At 48.2% G+C, this 18597-nt stretch carries 18 protein-coding genes; all 18 read left to right on the top strand.

Translation table 11 applies throughout. The annotated features are described in order from the left end of the window. The first annotated feature begins 12 nt into the window (after window positions 1-12). The 18 genes from tilS to dusB all read left to right on the top strand — a co-directional run bounded on the left by tilS (window position 13) and on the right by dusB (window position 18384). The gene (tilS, locus tag MKZ13_RS00295; RefSeq protein WP_339181006.1) at window positions 13-1452 is read left to right on the top strand and encodes a tRNA lysidine(34) synthetase TilS; all 1440 of its coding nucleotides are present in this window, start codon (window positions 13-15) and stop codon (window positions 1450-1452) included. A 52-nt stretch (window positions 1453-1504) separates the two neighbouring features. Continuing rightward, window positions 1505-2044 carry a hypoxanthine phosphoribosyltransferase gene (gene hpt / locus MKZ13_RS00300; RefSeq protein WP_017691352.1) on the top strand — a complete coding sequence of 180 codons (540 nt, stop codon included), beginning with the start codon at window positions 1505-1507 and terminating at the stop codon, window positions 2042-2044. 100 nt (window positions 2045-2144) lie between these two features. Next, window positions 2145-4190 (top strand): ATP-dependent zinc metalloprotease FtsH, encoded by a 2046-nt coding sequence (gene ftsH, locus MKZ13_RS00305; RefSeq protein ID WP_036606115.1) that lies wholly within the window; start codon window positions 2145-2147, stop codon window positions 4188-4190. A 299-nt stretch (window positions 4191-4489) separates the two neighbouring features. Then, window positions 4490-5428: a quinolinate synthase NadA gene (gene nadA, locus MKZ13_RS00310; protein ID WP_339181009.1), complete on the top strand. Its 939-nt coding sequence runs from the start codon at window positions 4490-4492 to the stop codon at window positions 5426-5428. A 35-nt stretch (window positions 5429-5463) separates the two neighbouring features. Then, window positions 5464-7104 carry an L-aspartate oxidase gene (gene nadB / locus MKZ13_RS00315; protein WP_339185275.1) on the top strand — a complete coding sequence of 547 codons (1641 nt, stop codon included), beginning with the start codon at window positions 5464-5466 and terminating at the stop codon, window positions 7102-7104. Further along, window positions 7101-7967: a carboxylating nicotinate-nucleotide diphosphorylase gene (gene nadC, locus MKZ13_RS00320; RefSeq protein ID WP_221825805.1), complete on the top strand. Its 867-nt coding sequence runs from the start codon at window positions 7101-7103 to the stop codon at window positions 7965-7967. Before nadB ends, nadC begins: the two co-directional genes overlap by 4 nt. A gap of 6 nt (window positions 7968-7973) precedes the next feature. Next, complete coding sequence (locus MKZ13_RS00325; RefSeq protein WP_026081372.1) at window positions 7974-8744, top strand: type III pantothenate kinase; 771 nt, start codon at window positions 7974-7976, stop codon at window positions 8742-8744. Window positions 8745-8817: 73 nt separating this feature from the next. Beyond that, window positions 8818-9738, top strand: coding sequence for an Hsp33 family molecular chaperone HslO (gene hslO, locus MKZ13_RS00330; RefSeq protein ID WP_047844508.1), 921 nt, complete (start codon window positions 8818-8820; stop codon window positions 9736-9738). A gap of 23 nt (window positions 9739-9761) precedes the next feature. Continuing rightward, window positions 9762-10712, top strand: coding sequence for a peptidyl-prolyl cis-trans isomerase (locus MKZ13_RS00335; protein WP_339181016.1), 951 nt, complete (start codon window positions 9762-9764; stop codon window positions 10710-10712). Between the two features lie 343 nt (window positions 10713-11055). Beyond that, window positions 11056-11994, top strand: a complete 939-nt coding sequence (gene cysK, locus MKZ13_RS00340; RefSeq protein WP_036668448.1) for a cysteine synthase A — start codon at window positions 11056-11058, stop codon at window positions 11992-11994. A gap of 140 nt (window positions 11995-12134) precedes the next feature. Further along, window positions 12135-13706, top strand: coding sequence for an anthranilate synthase component I family protein (locus MKZ13_RS00345; RefSeq protein WP_339181021.1), 1572 nt, complete (start codon window positions 12135-12137; stop codon window positions 13704-13706). 50 nt (window positions 13707-13756) lie between these two features. Continuing rightward, window positions 13757-14332: an aminodeoxychorismate/anthranilate synthase component II gene (gene pabA, locus MKZ13_RS00350; RefSeq protein ID WP_339181024.1), complete on the top strand. Its 576-nt coding sequence runs from the start codon at window positions 13757-13759 to the stop codon at window positions 14330-14332. A 1-nt stretch (window position 14333) separates the two neighbouring features. After that, a complete protein-coding gene (locus tag MKZ13_RS00355; RefSeq protein WP_339181027.1) occupies window positions 14334-15218 on the top strand; it encodes an aminotransferase class IV in 885 nt (294 codons plus the stop codon). Beyond that, on the top strand, window positions 15215-16078 hold the full coding sequence (gene folP, locus MKZ13_RS00360) for a dihydropteroate synthase (protein ID WP_221825802.1): 864 nt from the start codon (window positions 15215-15217) through the stop codon (window positions 16076-16078). Before MKZ13_RS00355 ends, folP begins: the two co-directional genes overlap by 4 nt. Before the next feature lie 115 nt (window positions 16079-16193). Continuing rightward, window positions 16194-16556, top strand: a complete 363-nt coding sequence (gene folB, locus MKZ13_RS00365) for a dihydroneopterin aldolase (RefSeq protein WP_036606103.1) — start codon at window positions 16194-16196, stop codon at window positions 16554-16556. A 9-nt stretch (window positions 16557-16565) separates the two neighbouring features. Beyond that, complete coding sequence (gene folK, locus MKZ13_RS00370) at window positions 16566-17114, top strand: 2-amino-4-hydroxy-6-hydroxymethyldihydropteridine diphosphokinase (RefSeq protein WP_339181029.1); 549 nt, start codon at window positions 16566-16568, stop codon at window positions 17112-17114. Then, window positions 17066-17269, top strand: coding sequence for a helix-turn-helix transcriptional regulator (locus MKZ13_RS00375; RefSeq protein WP_047844502.1), 204 nt, complete (start codon window positions 17066-17068; stop codon window positions 17267-17269). The genes folK and MKZ13_RS00375 overlap by 49 nt, the downstream gene beginning before the upstream one ends. Before the next feature lie 95 nt (window positions 17270-17364). Then, window positions 17365-18384, top strand: coding sequence for a tRNA dihydrouridine synthase DusB (gene dusB, locus MKZ13_RS00380; protein WP_076216744.1), 1020 nt, complete (start codon window positions 17365-17367; stop codon window positions 18382-18384). The last annotated feature ends 213 nt before the right edge of the window (window positions 18385-18597 follow it).

Below are 18597 nucleotides of genomic sequence, written 5' to 3' on the forward strand. Positions count from 1 at the left end.
TGAGGAACAGGTATGGAGGCTTTACGCTGGAACATGCTGGTGAAGAATGTGCTGGATGCAGCGGAAGAGCATCAGTTATGGGTTCCCGGGGATCGGATTGTTGTCGCAGTATCGGGCGGGCCGGACTCGGTAGCTTTTTTGCATATCATGCACGAGATCAGCAAGCGGCATGTGCCACTTGAATTGATCTGTGCCCACGTGCATCATGGCTTCCGGAGTGAATCTGATGATGAAGCGGAGAAAATGATGGAACTGGCACAGCAGCTTGGTATTACATTTGAATGGACCAAGGCCGATGTACCTTCATATATGGAGCTTACGGGTCAAGGACCACAGGAAGCGGCACGCAACAAGCGATATGCCTTTCTGCACGAAGTGGCTTCCAAATATAATGCGGCAAGCATCGCTTTGGCACATCATGCCGATGATCAGGCGGAGACGGTCATGCTTCATTTGCTTCGTGGAACCGGCTTGTCGGGACTCTCAGGAATGAAGTTTAAAAGACGAGAAAAAAATGTGGAACTTATTCGTCCATGCCTTCGTATAAACAAGACAGACCTTGTAGAAGCTTGTAATACCCAGGGTTTTATGTATTTCAATGATGAGAGCAACGCCCTGCGTAAATATCGGCGTAATGCCATTCGCTTGGATGTGCTTCCTTTTTTGGGGCAGTATAATGGACAACTCACGCCGTCATTGAATCGGCTTGCCGAAATTGTGGGTGATGAAGACGATTTCATGGAGCAGAGTGCATATGACACATACAGGTGTCTAGTGCAGGTGAACGGCGGAAGGCAAACCTTTGAGGTGCCTTCCTTCTTGAAGTTACATGTCGCTTTACAACGAAGGTTGATTAAACTAATATTGAATTATCTGCCTTTGGACAGTGATTTTGTCGACTTTACCCGTATAGAAACCATTCGACACAAGGTCATGGAGACCCATGTGACGACCTGGAGCCTGGATATAGGACAGACACTCGCCTGTACTCGGGAGTATAATCTGATTTCTTTTGGCATACGGACGGACGTACAGGATCAATCTTACGAGTATCGTCTTGCGCAATGGAGTGGAACTTATGAGCTTTCACTCACCCCAATTAATCGGTATATTCGGTTGATGACGGTGAGTCCCGAGGACTATCATGTACCGGAATCGGCGGATCAAGCCGCGTTTGATGCGGATCAACTGCTTATGCCGCTGGTTGTGCGTTCACGGTTACCTGGAGATACCATGAAAGTGATGGGATTAAACGGAAGCAAAAAGGTGAAAAATATTTTCATCGATGAGAAAATCCCCCCATCTGTCCGTCCACGTATTCCTGTGGTATGTGATGGAGCAGGTCAGATCATCTGGTTACCGGGTGTTCGACGGTCCAATGTGGCTCCTGTCAGGGAGGGCACTTCCGCAATCCTGTACATGACTGTAGGCGATTCAGCGATTCAGGGGTAGTGGTTATGGTTCAGGTAAGGCTTTCATAGTATAACTTAGGAGGTTCGCACAGTTGCAGAACGACATTCAGGAAGTATTGATCAGTGAAGAAGAAATTCAGAGTAAAGTCAAGGAATTAGGCGCAACACTAAGTGCCGAATATGCAAATCGCAATCCTTTGGTCATTTGTGTGCTCAAGGGTGCGTTTATATTTATGGCTGATTTGGTTAAAAACATAACGGTACCTGTTGAAATGGATTTTATGGCGGTATCCAGTTACGGCGCTTCCACCAAGTCATCAGGTGTTGTCAAAATCATTAAGGATCTGGATGTATCCGTTGAAGGACGGGAAGTTCTGATTGTCGAAGATATTATCGACAGCGGACTTACACTCAGCTATCTGATTGAACTGCTAGAAAACCGCGGTGCTGAGTCGGTGCGTGTGGTTACGCTGTTCGACAAGCCTTCAGGCCGTAAAGTTGAGTTGGAAGCTCATTACACAGGCTTTGACATTCCTGACGCGTTCATCGTTGGTTACGGTTTGGATTTTGCCGAGAAGTACCGGAACCTGCCCTATATCGGGATTTTGAAGCCGGAAGTCTATAGTAGCTAATATCCTGCCCGACCCAAGCCTTGAGCTGTTCTTGGCTTCTGTTGAGAAGCCATGTCGGGCTATGTTAAAATAATTAAAGTGTCTCGAGAGGAGGTAGGGGATGAATCGGTTCATCCGGAATTCTGGTTTTTATTTGATTCTTTTTTTAGTTGTGGTGGGGATAGTCCAGTTCGTCAGCAATGGCGGCGAAGCCACCGATAATCCTAGATATGATCAGTTGCGTGCAGCGATCAAAGCCAACAATGTCTCTGAATTGACGGTTCAATTCAACGGTCAAACGTATCTCGTGACCGGTCAATACAAGAAGGCACCTGATGGCGCCAAATCAGAAAATTTCTCAACGTATATTCCTCCTACGGATGAGGCAATTAGTGAGCTTGTAGCTGCAAGTGAAACTAACAATTTCCAATATCATCAGGAGCCAATGAAAGGTGACAGCATCTGGTTGACGTTGCTGACTTCCTTTATTCCTTTGATCATTATGTTCCTGCTGTTCTTCTTCCTGTTTAATCAGGCTCAAGGCGGCGGCGGTAAAGTAATGAACTTTGGTAAAAGCCGTGCTCGTCTCTACAACGAAGAGAAGAAGCGGGTTACATTTGAAGATGTTGCGGGTGCTGACGAAGAGAAACAGGAACTTGTTGAGGTTGTAGACTTCCTCAAGGACCCTCGTAAATTCGCAGCAGTAGGTGCGCGGATTCCTAAGGGCGTATTGCTCGTAGGGCCTCCAGGTACCGGTAAAACATTGCTCGCTCGTGCCGTAGCCGGTGAAGCGGGTGTACCATTCTTCACAATTTCAGGTTCCGACTTCGTGGAAATGTTTGTCGGTGTCGGTGCATCACGTGTTCGTGATTTGTTTGAAAATGCGAAGAAAAATGCCCCATGTATCATCTTTATCGATGAGATTGATGCTGTAGGACGTCAGCGTGGTGCTGGTCTCGGTGGTGGTCACGATGAACGTGAACAGACACTCAACCAGTTGCTTGTTGAGATGGACGGATTCGGAGTTAACGAAGGTATTATCATCATAGCCGCAACAAACCGTGCAGATATTTTGGACCCTGCCTTGCTGCGTCCTGGACGTTTTGACCGTCAAATTACGGTTGACCGCCCTGATGTAAGAGGTCGTGAAGCTGTCCTGAAAGTACATTCCCGTAATAAACCACTGACCAAAGATGTGAAGATGGATATTATCGCGAAGCGTACAACGGGTTTCTCTGGTGCGGATTTGGAGAATCTCTTGAACGAAGCGGCATTGCTTGCAGCGCGTCGTAACCGTAAAGATATTTCCATGAAGGAAGTTGACGAAGCGATTGACCGTGTCATCGTTGGTACGGAGAAGAAAAGCCGTGTCATCAGTGATCGCGAGAAACGAATCGTTGCTTATCACGAAGCAGGTCATACCATTGTAGGATACTTCCTCGAACATGCTGATATGGTACATAAAGTGACCATTATTCCGCGCGGACGTGCGGGTGGATATGTAATCATGTTGCCAAAAGAAGACCGTATGCTGGTTACCAAGCAGGAACTGCTGGATAAAGTAACCGGACTTCTCGGGGGTCGTGTAGCTGAAGAATTGTTCATCGGAGAAATTGGTACTGGTGCATACAGTGACTTCCAGCAAGCGACAGGTATCGTTCGCAGCATGGTTATGGAATACGGTATGAGTGAGAAATTGGGACCTATGCAATTCGGAAGTTCACAAGGACAGGTATTCCTTGGTCGGGATATCGGTCATGAACAGAATTACTCGGATTCCATTGCTTACGAGATTGATCAGGAAATGCAACGCTTTATCAATGACTGTTATGAGAAGTGTAAGGACTTGCTTGTTAAACATTCAAAAGAGATGCACCTGATCGCTCAAACTTTGCTTGAGGTTGAGACTTTGGAAATGGATCAGATCAAGCAATTGATCGAAACAGGTTCTTTGACTCCAAAAGCAGAGAATGACAATGATGGTGAAGGCACACCAACTGAAGGCGGAGAGCCAATCATCGACACCATCGGTGATGTGCGTGTTCGTATTCAAGGTAAAGATGAAACGCCTGAGCCACCAGCCGGAGATATTCCAAACGAAGCTCCGAATCTGGAAAAGGGTAATAACAATAACCCGGATGATGGCGGAACGAAGCCAACGTCTTAATGCACAATACATCTGGCTATGATAGCAGGTGAAATCAAGAGAGCCCTCGAGGCTCTCTTTTTTTATCCATTATTTTAAAAGAGGATAGATAAAGATAAACGGGAGTTAGATGGCGAACCAGTTAGCAAACAGGTGGTTACAGCGGTGTTCCGGGTCTTTTTCATTTATTGACAGAGTCGTGAACGTTGTGTAAATTAGTTGTTAAACCGCTTGTGATTCGTTTCTCAAGCGAAGATAACGACTTAGGTTAGCCCACGAAACAGCGCATGACGCTGTCCCGATAAAGGAGAGGATCACAGGTGGAAGCTCTGGCTTTAGAGCGCAAGGCTGAGATGAACCGCGAGCTGCGTGCGCGGCTTATGGAGTTGAAGAAGGAACGTAACGCCATTATTCTTGCCCATTATTATCAACGTGACGAAGTACAGGAGGTTGCCGACTTCCGTGGAGATTCGTTTCTATTAGCCCAGAAGGCAGCCCAAACAGATGCAGATGTGATCGTTTTCTGTGGTGTTCATTTTATGGGTGAAAGCGCTAAAATTCTTGCGCCAAATAAAACAGTTATTATCCCGGACGAACGTGCGGGCTGCCCAATGGCAGATATGGTGAATGTGGATGGACTACGCAAATTAAAAGCACAACATCCTAATGCCAAGGTGGTTACGTATATCAATTCCTCTGCTGAGATCAAGGCAGAGACTGACATCTGTTGTACATCGGCGAACGCAGTCCGGGTTATTCAATCGGTGGATTCCGACGAAATTATCTGGGTACCGGATAAAAATCTTGGACATTATGTACAGCAGCATACAGACAAGAAAATGATTATCTGGGAAGGTTACTGCAACACTCATGATATGCTTACAGTCAAAGATGTGGTAGAGATGAGAGCTAAGCACCCCAATGCAGAGTTTGTTGTCCATCCAGAGTGTCGCCCTGAGGTTGTGGAAATGGGTGATTTTGTAGGCAGCACAACAGCTATTCTGGAGTATTGCAAAAATTCATCAGCGAAGGAATTTATCGTAGGTACCGAAGATGGTACAGGATATCAGCTTCGTCTGGATAGTCCGGGTAAACAGTTCCACTTTGCTACCAAGTTCCTCGTATGTCCCAACATGAAGGTGAACAACTTGAAGAAACTGGTGAAATGCCTGGAAACGATGAAGCCGCAAATCTACGTGCCACCGGCCGTTGCCGACAAAGCCAGAGAATCACTAGAGCGCATGTTGTTGGTAAAGTAGGATGCGCTACTCTTGCTCCAAGACAGGTGAATAACATGATACCGCAATATTTAGTTGATTTTGATCTGTCTGCGCTACCCATGGTAGAGACGGATGTACTGGTTATAGGCTCTGGGATTGCTGGTTTGTTTACTGCCATTAAGGCAAGTGAACAACAACGTGTATTAATGATCACGAAGAAGTCATTACTTGAAAGTAACACCAGATATGCGCAGGGAGGCATCGCTGCGGTTATTGCTGAGGATGATTCACCTGCTTACCACTTGCAGGACACACTTGTAGCAGGAGCGGGCTTATGCCGCTCCGAAGCGGTAGAGGTATTGGTGAATGAGGGTCCGGACGGAGTGAAGGAACTGATTCGTTTGGGTACTTTATTTGATCTGGAGAACGGCGAGTTGGCGTTGACGCAGGAAGGTGCGCATAGCCACCGCCGTATTTTGCATGCCAATGGAGATGCAACGGGATATGAGATTGTACGTGCGCTTGCTGTTGAAGTGAATGAGCATCCCGGGATTGAAGTATGGGATGAGCATTTTGTTGTTGACCTGATTACAGATCGAGATCGAGGGGAGTGCATTGGCGCTCTGGTTCAGAAGGATGACGGATCACAAGTGATCGTGAAGGCACAGGCAACTGTTCTTTGCTCTGGTGGGGCAGGACAACTATACCGATACACGACGAATCCCGATGTAGCTACTGCCGATGGTGTAGCCATGGCCTATCGGGCTGGGGCTATTGTTCGTGACATGGAATTTATCCAATTCCACCCTACCTCTCTTTGTTACCCGGGGGCCCCGCGTTTCCTGGTGTCAGAAGCCGTACGCGGCGAAGGCGCATATTTGCGCAATGTGAAGGGCGAGCGCTTCATGGATCGTTATCATGTCCAACTTGAACTGGCCCCACGCGATATCGTGGCACGAGCGATTGTTAGTGAAATGGAGTCCACCAACAGTACCTTTGTGTACTTGGACATTACACATGAACAGCCAGAGATGATCAAGCATCGGTTCCCTACCATATATGAGACTTGTATGCGTTATGGATTAGACATGACAACGGACTGGATTCCCGTTGCACCTGCTGCCCATTACATGATGGGTGGAGTGAAAACGGATTTAAGTGGAGAGAGCAGCATCTCCCGATTATTTGCTTGTGGCGAGGTATCTTCTACAGGAGTGCATGGAGCCAACCGCCTGGCAAGCAATTCTTTATCAGAAGCGATTGTATTTGGGCGGAGAATTGTTGATCGTATTCAATCTCTCCCTCCGCTTGGTTTATTACAAGCAAGAGGAGGGGCGCCTTCGTCTGTGGATATGAATAACAAGATCAATAAGATCACGGAAGAGCAAAAGCCGGTATCCGAAAGACGCTTACGGTTACAGAAAATGATGGTTCGTCAGGTAGGCTTGCGCCGGAATGGTGAGGATTTGCAGAAGGCTATGGACAAGCTGCAACAGGAATTGCAATTTTTTGATCAGACTCTCACTCATAAGGAAGAGCTGGAGTATGCCAACCTTCTGACCTGTGCCTGGTTAGTTACCAGCGGTGCATTACATCGCGAGGAGAGTCGGGGGGCTCACTATCGTGAGGATTTTCCGGCACGTGATGATATCGTGTGGCAGAAGCATAGTCTGCAGCAGCGAGAACAAGCGATTGTGGAGGAATTGATGTCATGATACTGAATGGATATAATGAAGGGCTTATCGAATCAATCAAAAACTGGCTTCGTGAAGATGTTGGTGCAGGTGACGTTACAACAAGTGTGACGATTCCAGCAGGCAACCAATCCAAGGCCATTATACACGCCAAAGACAATGGTGTTATTGCAGGCATGACCGTAGCTAAACTTGTATTTCAAGTCGTTGATCCTGATCTTGTATTTACACCGAAGGTAACAGACGGAGACAAGGTTACACATGGCACGATTTTGGCCGAGGTAGAGGGAAGTACACATTCACTGCTTACGGGGGAACGACTGGCACTTAACTTGCTGCAACGTATGTCCGGAATAGCTACGCGTACGCGTGCCTACGTGGAGGTGCTGGATGGTCTTGAGACCAGGCTCGTGGATACACGTAAGACAACGCCGGGCCACCGACTACTTGAGAAATACGCAGTGCGCGTGGGTGGCGGAGCGAATCATCGATTTGGACTGTACGATGCCGTTATGATTAAGGATAACCACATCAAGGGTGCAGGCGGAATCACCGAGGCGGTACAGCGTGCGCGAACCGTTATCCCACATACGATGACGATTGAAGTGGAGACTGAAAATCTGGAGCAGGTGAGAGAAGCCTTGCAAGCCGGGGCAGATATCATTATGCTGGATAACATGCATCCAGAGCGGATGCGTGAAGCGGTTGAACTTATTCGTGAACAGGCTCCTCATGTGAAGGTTGAAGCATCCGGTAACGTGTCTCTTCAGACCATTCGTGGCATTGCAGAGAGTGGTGTGGATGTAATTTCGGTTGGCAGGTTAACCTATTCCTTTGAGAGCCTGGATATTAGTCTGGATTTAAATGAAAAGAAAGAGGGGTGAACCTCTTTGATTCTAGTTGTAGACGTGGGGAACAGCAATATGGTGCTCGGCGTATATCAAGGCCGGGAATTGCTGCACCACTTTCGTCTGAGTACATCACGTCAGTCAACAGTGGATGAATACGGCGTATTGATTTATAATTTATTTCATATGTCCGGCATCAGGGCAAGTGACATCGAAGGTGTCATCATCTCATCTGTGGTTCCGCCACTGGTGAATGTAATCGAAGCGATGTGTGAGAAGTATGTAGGCAAAAAAGCCTTGCTCGTTGGGCCTGGTATCAAAACTGGCTTGAATCTGCGATACGAGAACCCTCGTGAAGTGGGTGCAGATCGTATTGTTAATGCAGTGGCAGCCGTTGAGAAGTATGGCGGTCCTCTCGTCGTGGTCGATTTCGGTACTGCAACGACCTTTGACTGTATTGACGAGAAAGGTCACTACCTGGGGGGAGCTATTGTACCCGGCATTCAGATTGCCACTGAAGCGCTCTATGAGCGGGCATCCAAGTTGCCTCGTATAGAGCTGGAGAAACCTAAAAAGGTCATTGGCCGTAATACTATTCATGCCATGCAAGCGGGTATTATATTTGGCTATGCAGGGCAGGTAGATGGTATTGTAGAACGTATTCGCGAGGAGATGGGGGCGAAGCCCCGAGTTATCGCGACAGGTGGTCTCGCTACACTTATCGCAGAAGAAACCCGTAGTATAGAGGAAGTTGATCCGCTGCTTACGCTTGAAGGGCTGCGTATTATATATGAGCGGAACCGGGAAAGGTGAGCATAGTGACGGCATACAGCGGGCTGAGATTACAGCTTAAGTGTTGTGCCGTTTTTTCTGTGTTACGACTATTATGGCGATACGCCAAAGGAGGCTGAATGACTTGGAAAACAACAACAAGCATGACCGGTTAATTCGTGGTACAGCAATGAATGGAAAGGTAAGAGCCTTTGCTATCCAGACTACGGAACTGGTTGAGGAACTACGCAGAAGACACGATACGTTTCCCACGGCTACAGCTGCCATGGGGCGTACGGTTACAACAGCAGCCATTATGGGTGCAATGCTCAAAGGTGAAGAGAAGTTAACGGTACAAGTCAACGGTGATGGGCCCATTGGACAGATTGTAGCTGATGCCAATGCGAAAGGCGAAGTACGAGGATATGTTTCTAATCCGCATGTACATTTGCCAAGCAATAGTGTGGGAAAACTGGACGTTGCAGGCGCAGTTGGAACGGAAGGTTTCATCAACATAACGAAGGATTTGGGACTGAAAGAGCCATATCGTGGCAGTGTGCCTATTATTTCAGGAGAACTGGGCGAAGACTTTACGTACTACTTTGCTCAATCGGAGCAAACCCCTTCTGCTGTAGGCGTTGGTGTGCTCGTTGATACGGATAATTCCGTTATTGTCTCAGGTGGATTCATTATGCAGCTGTTGCCGGGATTGACAGATCCAGAGATCACGGCGATCGAAAACGCCATTAGTACGTTGCCGCCAGTGACGACGTTGCTGGAGCAGGGACTTGAATTGGAAGAGTTGCTTCGCCGATTGTTGCCAGATGTACAAGTGATGGAAGGATTGGATATTCATTTTAGCTGTGAGTGTTCACGTGAGCGGGTAGAGAAGACACTAATCAGCCTGGGCCAAACGGAGATGGAGCAATTAATTGAAGAAGAGGGCCAGGCTGAAGTGGTCTGCCAATTCTGTAATGAAGCCTATGACTTTAACAAAGAACAACTTGAGACCATCCTAGAGCAAGCCAAGAACTGATCTATGCGGGGACGGGATGCGGAATGACAAGACAGGAAAAAGGGTTGTGGACGGCTGTAATTGTCTTGACGCTAGGTATGCTGGTCATGGGTAGTGTGATGGCTATGCATGGTCTCAGACAGGGCAAAGACGAGGCAGATGCATCCCATGATGCTAATACGGAAGAAGGAAGCACCGTAGCGACGATCAACGGAGAAGTTATCACGGACAAAGAGTGGACCGATGCGCTGAAACGACGTTACGGCAGTGAGTTATTACTCCAGATGTTAAACCGTAAAGCAGTATATGCCGAAGCAATCGAACGCAAGCTGATCGTCACTCCCCAAGAGATTGCAAGAGAACTTGCCGCCGCGATGGATGGGTATGATTCAGAGAAATCATATTTTGACGAAATGAGGTCTCAATTGGGCCTGTCGAAACAGGAACTTGAGTTGGAAGCCGGCTACAGGCTGCTGCTTGAGAAAATCGCAACGATCGGCATACAGATCAAGGATGCAGATATTGAGCATTACTGGACTGAACACCGTGAGGATTACGTTTCCCCCGAGAAATATGACTTGTCCATCATCGTAGTGAAGGAAGAAGATGAAGCCGATTCCTTACTGGATGCGTTGGAGAAGGGGGAGGACTTTGAAGAAGCTGCTCGCAAGCAATCGACAGACAGCTTCTCTCGTGATGCTGGTGGGAGGCTGGGGTGGATTGAGCGGAATGATCCATTCCAGTCAGAAGAAATCCTTCAACTTGCTGCCGGGCTGGATGTAGGCGATATTGCCGGACCGGTTCGAGTGGAAGAAGGCTATGTTATTATCAGACTTAATGATAAAGAAGAACGCCAGGTGCAATCGGCCGAAGAAGTCCGTGAGGAGATTCGAATGGAACTGGCTCTGAGTCAGGCTGATCCGTTGCCGCAGGTAGAGCAAATGCTGCGTAACAAGTATGAAGCCGTCATCCTGTCCGAGATTCCTGCCTCCTGAATGCAAAGGAAAAGATTGTATCGTACTGCTGCATCTTAATAAAAATACTCTGTCTGCGGTCTTAGGGCCAAAGGCAGAGTATTTTTTTGAGTACTCATATTGACAATAAGGGTTAACGTTGATAAGATGAAAATAATAAATACCTACTCGTTTACTCGGATATAAAAGATTTATTTATGAACAAAGAAACTTTCGGAAACCTCCGCCCTGCTAGAAATCTTGGCAGTAAGGGATAGGATCAACAGGATTTCCGCAGTTCTTCTATAACAGCTAGAGGCTATCGGCCGCACAGTATAGGTTAACAGGACTCAAGTTTTATTCATCCACTAAGGAGGGCATTCATATGGCTAAAGTAGTTAATAACGTAACAGAACTCATCGGAGGTACTCCGCTTGTTCGTCTGAACCGTATCGTACCTGAAGGCAGTGCTGAAGTATTCGTGAAGCTGGAGTACCAGAATCCAGGTTCAAGCGTGAAAGATCGTATCGCAATTAGCATTGTGGAAGAAGCGGAAAAAGAAGGCAAGCTAAAACCAGGTGATACCATTATCGAAGCAACAAGTGGTAACACGGGAATTGGACTCGCGATGGTGGCTGCAGCCAAAGGCTACAAGTCCGTTATTGTAATGCCTGAGACGATGAGCTTGGAGCGTCGCAACTTGCTTCGTGCGTATGGTGCCGAGCTTGTGCTTACACCTGGAGCCGAGGGTATGAATGGTGCTGTTAAGAAAGCCGAAGAACTGCTGAAAGAAAACCCTTCCTATTTCATGGCTGAGCAATTTAAAAATAAAGCCAACGTGAAGATCCACCGTGAAACGACTGGCCCTGAGATTGTTGAAGCAATTCAATCTGTAGGCGGTACGTTGGATGCTTTTGTTGCGGGAATCGGTACAGGTGGAACAATTACAGGTACAGGCGAAGTGTTGAAAGAAGCTTTTGCTGGTATTAAAATTGTTGCAGTTGAGCCAGCAGCTTCGCCAATTTTGGCGGGCGGCAAACCAGGACCACATAAGATCCAGGGGATTGGTGCCAACTTTATCCCTGAGATTCTGGATCAGGAAATCTATGATGAGATCATTCACATTGAGAATGATGATGCATTCGAGACGGCTCGTCAGGTAGCGAAGGAAGAGGGCATCCTGTCCGGTATTTCTTCCGGTGCGGCGATCCGTGCAGGTCTTCAGGTTGCGAAACAGTTGGGTGAAGGCAAGCGCGTTGTGGTAATCGTGCCAAGTAACGGCGAACGTTACCTCAGCACACCTCTTTACAACTTCGAAGGCTAAGTCTACAAATGACAAAACCAATCCTCCTTGCCCGTATGACGGGTATGGAGGATTTTTGGCGTAATGCTTTTAAAAGGCGCGACGCTTTAGTATACTATCAGACAATAGAACTAGCGACAGATGGAGGGCGGCACACCGCAATGACACACCTGATGACAACATACGCCGACTGGATGGAGTGGGCTGAACAAGGCTGGACCATGATGCCTTATATCACCAAGTCGGATGAGGGGCCGTATCATGGCGGTTTACCGTTATCGTGGGAGGCAGCCTGGGAGCAGGCGTCACCATACGCAATTGTGCTGGAGAATGGCAAAGGCGGGAGATATACATTTCTGGGGTTAGACCCCGTATCCGTTATTTCCGGTAAAGGTCAAGAAGCGGTTATTCATGATGTGACGCAAGGAACCACCTCGACGGACAGCGGCAAGCCGCTTGATGTATTGAAGAGATGGACTGCCCCGTATAACGCACCCAAGGTTAATGGGGCTCCGGACTTTGGGGGTGGATACGCAGGTTATCTCAGCTACGATGTAGCAAGATCATTGGAGAAGCTCCCAGATTTGGCTGAAGATAATCCGTCCCTACCGGATTATTGGTGGATGCGTTTTGAAGAAATATGGGCTTATGACCATGAGCAGCAGGCGCTTTTCTGCATGGTTCATCTGGCTATAGAGCCTAACCGGAACGAAACTGATATCCGTAGTCTATATTCAGCGGCAGAAGCACGAGCGACAGCGATGCAGCAACGTTGGCTTCACATTATGGGATTTGCACAGGCCGAGGAACAGCAGCAGGCAATGGAACGTCGCAACAAGCGGGTCAATCGTACCCCGCAGCCTGAAGATGCGGAAAGGGAATCGAAAGGATGGGAGACCTCCTTTCCCCAGGAGGACTTTGAACAGGCTGTACGCACGGTGCAGGAATATATCAGGCAGGGTGACGTGTTCCAGGTGAATCTGTCCTTGAGACAGGAGAAGCGGCTTCATTCGAGCGCTGAGCATATTTATGAATGGCTGCGCCTTGTGAATCCATCGCCGTATATGGGTATGCTGCGTAGTCCAGACTTCCAACTGGTAAGCGGATCTCCCGAGCTTCTGGTCAAAGTGGAGAATGGCAAAGTCAGTGCACGTCCCATTGCAGGGACCCGAAGAAGGGGCCGGGATGAAGCAGAAGATAAGGCTATGGCGGATGAACTGCTCAGCAGTGAGAAAGAACGGGCGGAGCATATTATGCTCGTTGATCTGGAACGTAATGATATCGGACGGATTGCGGCCTATGGTTCGGTTCATGTACCTGAATTGATGACCATCGAGAAGTATTCCCATGTCATGCATCTCGTTTCCCAGGTGGAAGGCAGGCTGGCAGAAGGGTTATCCGTATTTGATGTGATCGCTGCGACATTCCCGGGTGGAACGATTACCGGAGCGCCGAAAGTCCGCACCATGGAGATTATCGAGGAACTTGAGCCTGTACGGCGTGGGCCTTATACGGGTTCCATCGGGTGGATGGATTACAGTGGGAATATGGAATTGAACATCGTCATTCGTACACTTGCCATTAAGGGCGGTATTGGTTATGTACAGGCCGGGGCAGGGATTGTTATTGATTCCGATCCATATCGGGAATACAAGGAATGCCGCAACAAGGCAAGAGCCATGATGAGAGCTGTGAATTACAGCGAAGAGGCGGAAGCTGTTAAACTAAAATAAAACGAAGCAACCGTCACTTGCATTGACGGAAGATGAGGAGGAGCAGGCATATGATACTGGTTATCGATAATTACGATTCCTTCACGTACAACCTGGTTCAATATCTGGGTGAACTGGGTGAGACGGTGGAAGTTCGCCGCAACGATGAGATTGATCTGGCAGGCATAGAGGCACTGGCACCTGATCATATTCTGATCTCTCCGGGCCCGTGTACACCGAATGAAGCAGGCATTAGCTTGGCAGTCATTGATCATTTCAAGGGAAGCATTCCGATCTTTGGTGTTTGTCTGGGGCATCAGTCCATTGGACAAGCGTTTGGTGGCAATGTCATTCGTGCGGAGCGCATGATGCACGGCAAAACATCCGATATGCACCACAATGGAACATCGGTATTTGCCGGATTGCCATCCCCATTTACAGCTACCCGTTATCACTCCCTGATTGTCGAGCGCAGCAGCTTGCCTGACTGCCTGGAGATTACAGCGGAGACAGCTGAAGGTGAAATTATGGGTCTGCGCCACAAAGAATATGCGATTGAAGGTGTTCAGTTCCACCCGGAGTCCATTATTACAGACCATGGTCATCAGATGCTTCGTAACTTTTTGTCCCAACAAGTGAAGGTATAACATGCAATATGCCGCGATAAATGGAGAGTTGGTCAATATGGCGGCGGCCGTGGTTCCTGTAACGGATCACGGCTTTTTGTACGGACTGGGACTGTTTGAGACGTTCCGGACGTATCGAGGTGTCCCATATCTTTTGGAACGGCATCTGGAGCGCATGGCCTCGGGGTGTAAGGAACTGGGCATTCCTTTTACAACGACCGCGGCAGAGGTGACAGATTGGATTCAACGTTTGATAGATGCGAACGGACTTCGGGATGCGTATGTACGTTATACGGTATCAGCCGGTGAAGCACCGCTAGGCCTACCTTCTGGTGATTATTCGAAGCCAAATCATATCGTACTGGCAAAAGCATTACCTGAACCATCTCCTTCTTTATATGAGTGCGGCAAAATGCTTCAACGGTTGTCTACACCTCGCAACACGCCCGAAGGGGAAGTTCGGTTCAAGTCGCTGCATTACATGAACAGCATTCTGGCAAAACGGGAGCTTAATGGGTACGGGAAGCATGTGCAGGGTGCGGAAGGGTTACAATTAACCCGGGATGGTCATATAGCGGAAGGGATCGTCAGCAATGTGTTTTGGGTACGGGAAAATGTGCTCTACACGCCAGCACTTTCAACCGGCATTCTGCCGGGTATCACGAGAGCTTTGGTACTGGAAATTGCCTCGCAGCAAGGAATCCCCTGTATAGAAACGTTAGATGCCTGGGAGGATCTCCTGCAAGCAGATGAAATATTTCTAACAGGCTCGGTGGCTGAACTGGTTCCGGTGACAACTCTGCGGGATCAGGACGGAGCCGAAACGATAATTAGCAACGGACATATTGGCCCGGTTACAGCAGTCCTTCTGGGTATGTACCGGCAGGAAGCGGGGTATACTTCATGACACTTACACCTGTCATCTATGAACGGAAATATGCATGGGGGCCAGCTGAATTAAAGCTGGGTACAAGAACACAGATTATGGGCATTCTTAACGTCACGCCTGACTCATTTTCAGATGGTGGAAGTTATACCAACGTGGAGCGGGCGGTTGCCCATGCCAAGCAGATGATGGAGGATGGAGCGGACCTGATTGATATCGGCGGGGAGTCTACCCGGCCAGGTTCAGATGTCGTGAGCGCCGATGAAGAGCTTAGCCGGATTATTCCGGTTATTGAAGCATTGCATCAGCAAGCCCCACACATTCCGATATCGGTAGACACGTATAAAGCCGATGTTGCACGTCAGGCTATTCTGGCAGGTGCTCATATTATTAATGATGTGTGGGGTGCCAAGGCAGATCCAAATATGGCCCGCACGGCAGCAGAGCTGGGGTGTCCCATCATTCTGATGCATAATCGGCAGAAGCGAAACTATACCGATTATCTGAGTGATGTCGTCAGTGATTTGCAGGAGAGCATACAGATTGCATTAACAGCCGGCGTGAAAGCAGAGCAAATTATCCTGGACCCGGGCATTGGTTTTGTGAAGGATCTCGGAGAAAATCTGAAGCTCATGTCATCGCTCGGTTTGCTCAATGAAATGGGGTATCCCGTTCTGCTAGCCACCTCACGCAAAAGATTCATCCAGAACACCCTGAATGTCGGGGCGGATGATGCGCTGGAAGGAACGGCTGCCACCGTTGCATTTGGCATTGCCCAGGGCTGCCAGATGGTTCGGGTTCATGATGTGAAGCCGATTCGGCGGACGGCAGACATGTGTGATGCCATGTTGTATGCTTCTCCGGGTCTACGGAGGAAATAATGCTGGGGGATCCGAGTGACCCGTCCAGTGAAAGCGAAGCGTTTTTCAAAGGCGAAGCTAAGGGATGACTTCAAATAGATTAAAATTTCAATATATATAGAGGGCAGGCGGACGTATGGATAGAATGGTATTGCATCGTATGGAGTATTACGGATATCATGGCGTTTTTGCAGAAGAACGGAAGCTTGGGCAGCGGTATTATATTGATCTGGAGATTGATATGGACCTGGGTGAGGCTGGACGTAACGATGATCTGACCAAAACGATTAATTATGCGGAGATCCATGAGCTGGTAAAACAGATTGTAGAGAATAAATCATTCCAGTTAATTGAAGCTTTGGGCGAACATATTGCATCTTCTTTACTAGACACTTATACTATTATCAATGCATTGACAGTCAAGGTGACGAAGCCACATCCGCCATTCGATATTCATTTTGAGGGCGTAACGGTAGAGCTTCGCCGCACAAGAAAGTGAGAACCGATCATGATTGCACATTCGACCTCTGAATTCTCAGAGGCTTATATTGCTTTAGGGGCCAATTTGGGTGACCGGGAACAGACGCTGTTTGAAGCATTGTCTTTGCTGGATGAACACCCTCATATATCCGTTCTGCGTTGTTCTGCACTATATGAGACGGAGCCTGTAGGATATGTAGATCAGCCTGCGTTTCTGAATATGGCAGTCGCCGTACAGGTGATGCTGACACCAGAGCAATTGCTCACGGAATTACTGGATATCGAGAACCGGCTTGGACGTGTTCGTGATATTCGCTGGGGACCGCGCACCGTTGATCTGGATCTGCTCTGGATGCAAGGTGAGACGCGAGATATCGAATTACTTCAATTGCCTCATCCCCGTATGGGAGAACGCGCTTTTGTACTGGTGCCACTGTCGGATATCGTGCCGGAAGGCGAGATTTCAGGTTTGTATACCTTTGTACACTCATCGTTGTCTGTACTGGATGGAAAGGATGGAATTCAGCTTTGGAAAACATGCAATTGGCCAATCGAATCCGGGCATTCCGGAAGCTGAAAGGTTTAACACAACATGAACTTGCGGCCGAGACCGGCATCTCGCTGGCCATTCTGGGAACCATTGAACGGGGAAACCGTAAGGTATCACAGCAAGAGCTCGATCGAATTGCTGGTGTGCTGGCAATCAGTATCGAGGAGTTGCGGGGCAACTAGGACCGTTTCGGTTCCTCATGTTACAACAACCAAGACACTGATCGAACTTAATATCGTGATATATACAGAATTAAAAAAGGAGTGGAACGACTACCGTGCTTAACATTGGTGGCATTGAAATGAAAAACCAGGTCGTACTTGCGCCGATGGCTGGCGTATGTAATCCGGCTTTTCGTTTGATCGCAAAAGAATTCGGAACAGGCCTCGTATGCGCGGAGATGGTGAGTGGCAAAGCCATTGTCCATGGCAACCAGCGTACACGTGAGATGTTGTTTGTAGATGAGCGTGAGAAACCGCTGAGCCTTCAAATTTTTGGGGGAGATCGTGATTCCCTCGTAGAAGCAGCCAAAATCGTGGACCAAGAAACCAATGCAGACATCATCGACATTAACATGGGATGCCCTGTGCCAAAGGTAACGAAATGTGATGCAGGCGCACGTTGGTTGCTTGATCCAAAAAAAATCTATGAGATGGTATCGGCTGTCGTGGACGCAGTTGAGAAGCCGGTGACGGTCAAGATGCGCATCGGCTGGGATAACGAGCATATCTTCGCGGTGGAGAATGCGCTCGCGGTTGAACGTGCTGGTGGACAGGCGGTAAGTGTACATGGACGTACGCGTGAGCAACTCTATACAGGCACAGCGGACTGGTCACACATCAAAGATGTAAAAGAGGCTGTCTCTATTCCGGTGATCGGCAATGGTGATGTCCATACACCAGAGGATGCACGCCGTATGCTGGATGAAACGGGTTGTGACGGAGTTATGATCGGCCGTGCCGCCCTGGGTAACCCCTGGATGCTGTATCGTACCATTCAATACTTAAGCACGGGTGAATTGCTTCCTGACCCGAATGGCGAAGAGAAGATCCGTGTTGCCATCCTGCATATGGATCGCCTGATCGCATTGAAGAATGAGACGGTTGCTGTACGCGAGATGCGCAAACACTTGGCTTGGTATTTGAAAGGCTTGAAAGGATCTGCTCGCATCAAGGACGTTATTATGGAAGGTACCAAGCGTGATGAGATGGTACAGATTCTGGAGAACTTTGTGAGTCAGCTGAAAAGCGAAGGCAATTTGGAGTCAGAACCGGTAATTGCCGGAAGTGCATCGTAATTAAGACTGTAAAACGTTTACAGCTATAGAGGACGTAACATTGACTTTTCGAGATCGTTCCCCTATACTTTCACAGTATAAATTCGCCATGTGCGTTAATTAAAGGCTAGTCATCAGGAGGAATATTCTATTTCTCTGGAGAACTTCATATAGTTTTGAAGATGTATGCGGGCGGAGCTATGTAAGTAGCACTGATTCCGTTGCCGTACAATC

It is taken from the genome of Paenibacillus sp. FSL R5-0701, from assembly GCF_037973995.1.
Lineage (GTDB): Bacteria > Bacillota > Bacilli > Paenibacillales > Paenibacillaceae > Paenibacillus.

Excerpts from the sequence above, each read along its gene's own strand:
- folP (WP_221825802.1), top strand. The coding sequence starts at position 15,215 with ATGACACTTACACCTGTCATCTATGAACGGAAATATGCATGGGGGCCA.
- ftsH (WP_036606115.1), top strand. The coding sequence starts at position 2,145 with ATGAATCGGTTCATCCGGAATTCTGGTTTTTATTTGATTCTTTTTTTA.
- MKZ13_RS00335 (WP_339181016.1), top strand. The coding sequence starts at position 9,762 with ATGACAAGACAGGAAAAAGGGTTGTGGACGGCTGTAATTGTCTTGACG.
- cysK (WP_036668448.1), top strand. The coding sequence starts at position 11,056 with ATGGCTAAAGTAGTTAATAACGTAACAGAACTCATCGGAGGTACTCCG.
- hslO (WP_047844508.1), top strand. The coding sequence starts at position 8,818 with ATGGCGATACGCCAAAGGAGGCTGAATGACTTGGAAAACAACAACAAG.
- folK (WP_339181029.1), top strand. The coding sequence starts at position 16,566 with ATGATTGCACATTCGACCTCTGAATTCTCAGAGGCTTATATTGCTTTA.
- nadB (WP_339185275.1), top strand. The coding sequence starts at position 5,464 with ATGATACCGCAATATTTAGTTGATTTTGATCTGTCTGCGCTACCCATG.
- folB (WP_036606103.1), top strand. The coding sequence starts at position 16,194 with ATGGATAGAATGGTATTGCATCGTATGGAGTATTACGGATATCATGGC.
- MKZ13_RS00355 (WP_339181027.1), top strand. The coding sequence starts at position 14,334 with ATGCAATATGCCGCGATAAATGGAGAGTTGGTCAATATGGCGGCGGCC.
- pabA (WP_339181024.1), top strand. The coding sequence starts at position 13,757 with ATGATACTGGTTATCGATAATTACGATTCCTTCACGTACAACCTGGTT.
- nadC (WP_221825805.1), top strand. The coding sequence starts at position 7,101 with ATGATACTGAATGGATATAATGAAGGGCTTATCGAATCAATCAAAAAC.
- MKZ13_RS00345 (WP_339181021.1), top strand. The coding sequence starts at position 12,135 with ATGACACACCTGATGACAACATACGCCGACTGGATGGAGTGGGCTGAA.
- tilS (WP_339181006.1), top strand. The coding sequence starts at position 13 with ATGGAGGCTTTACGCTGGAACATGCTGGTGAAGAATGTGCTGGATGCA.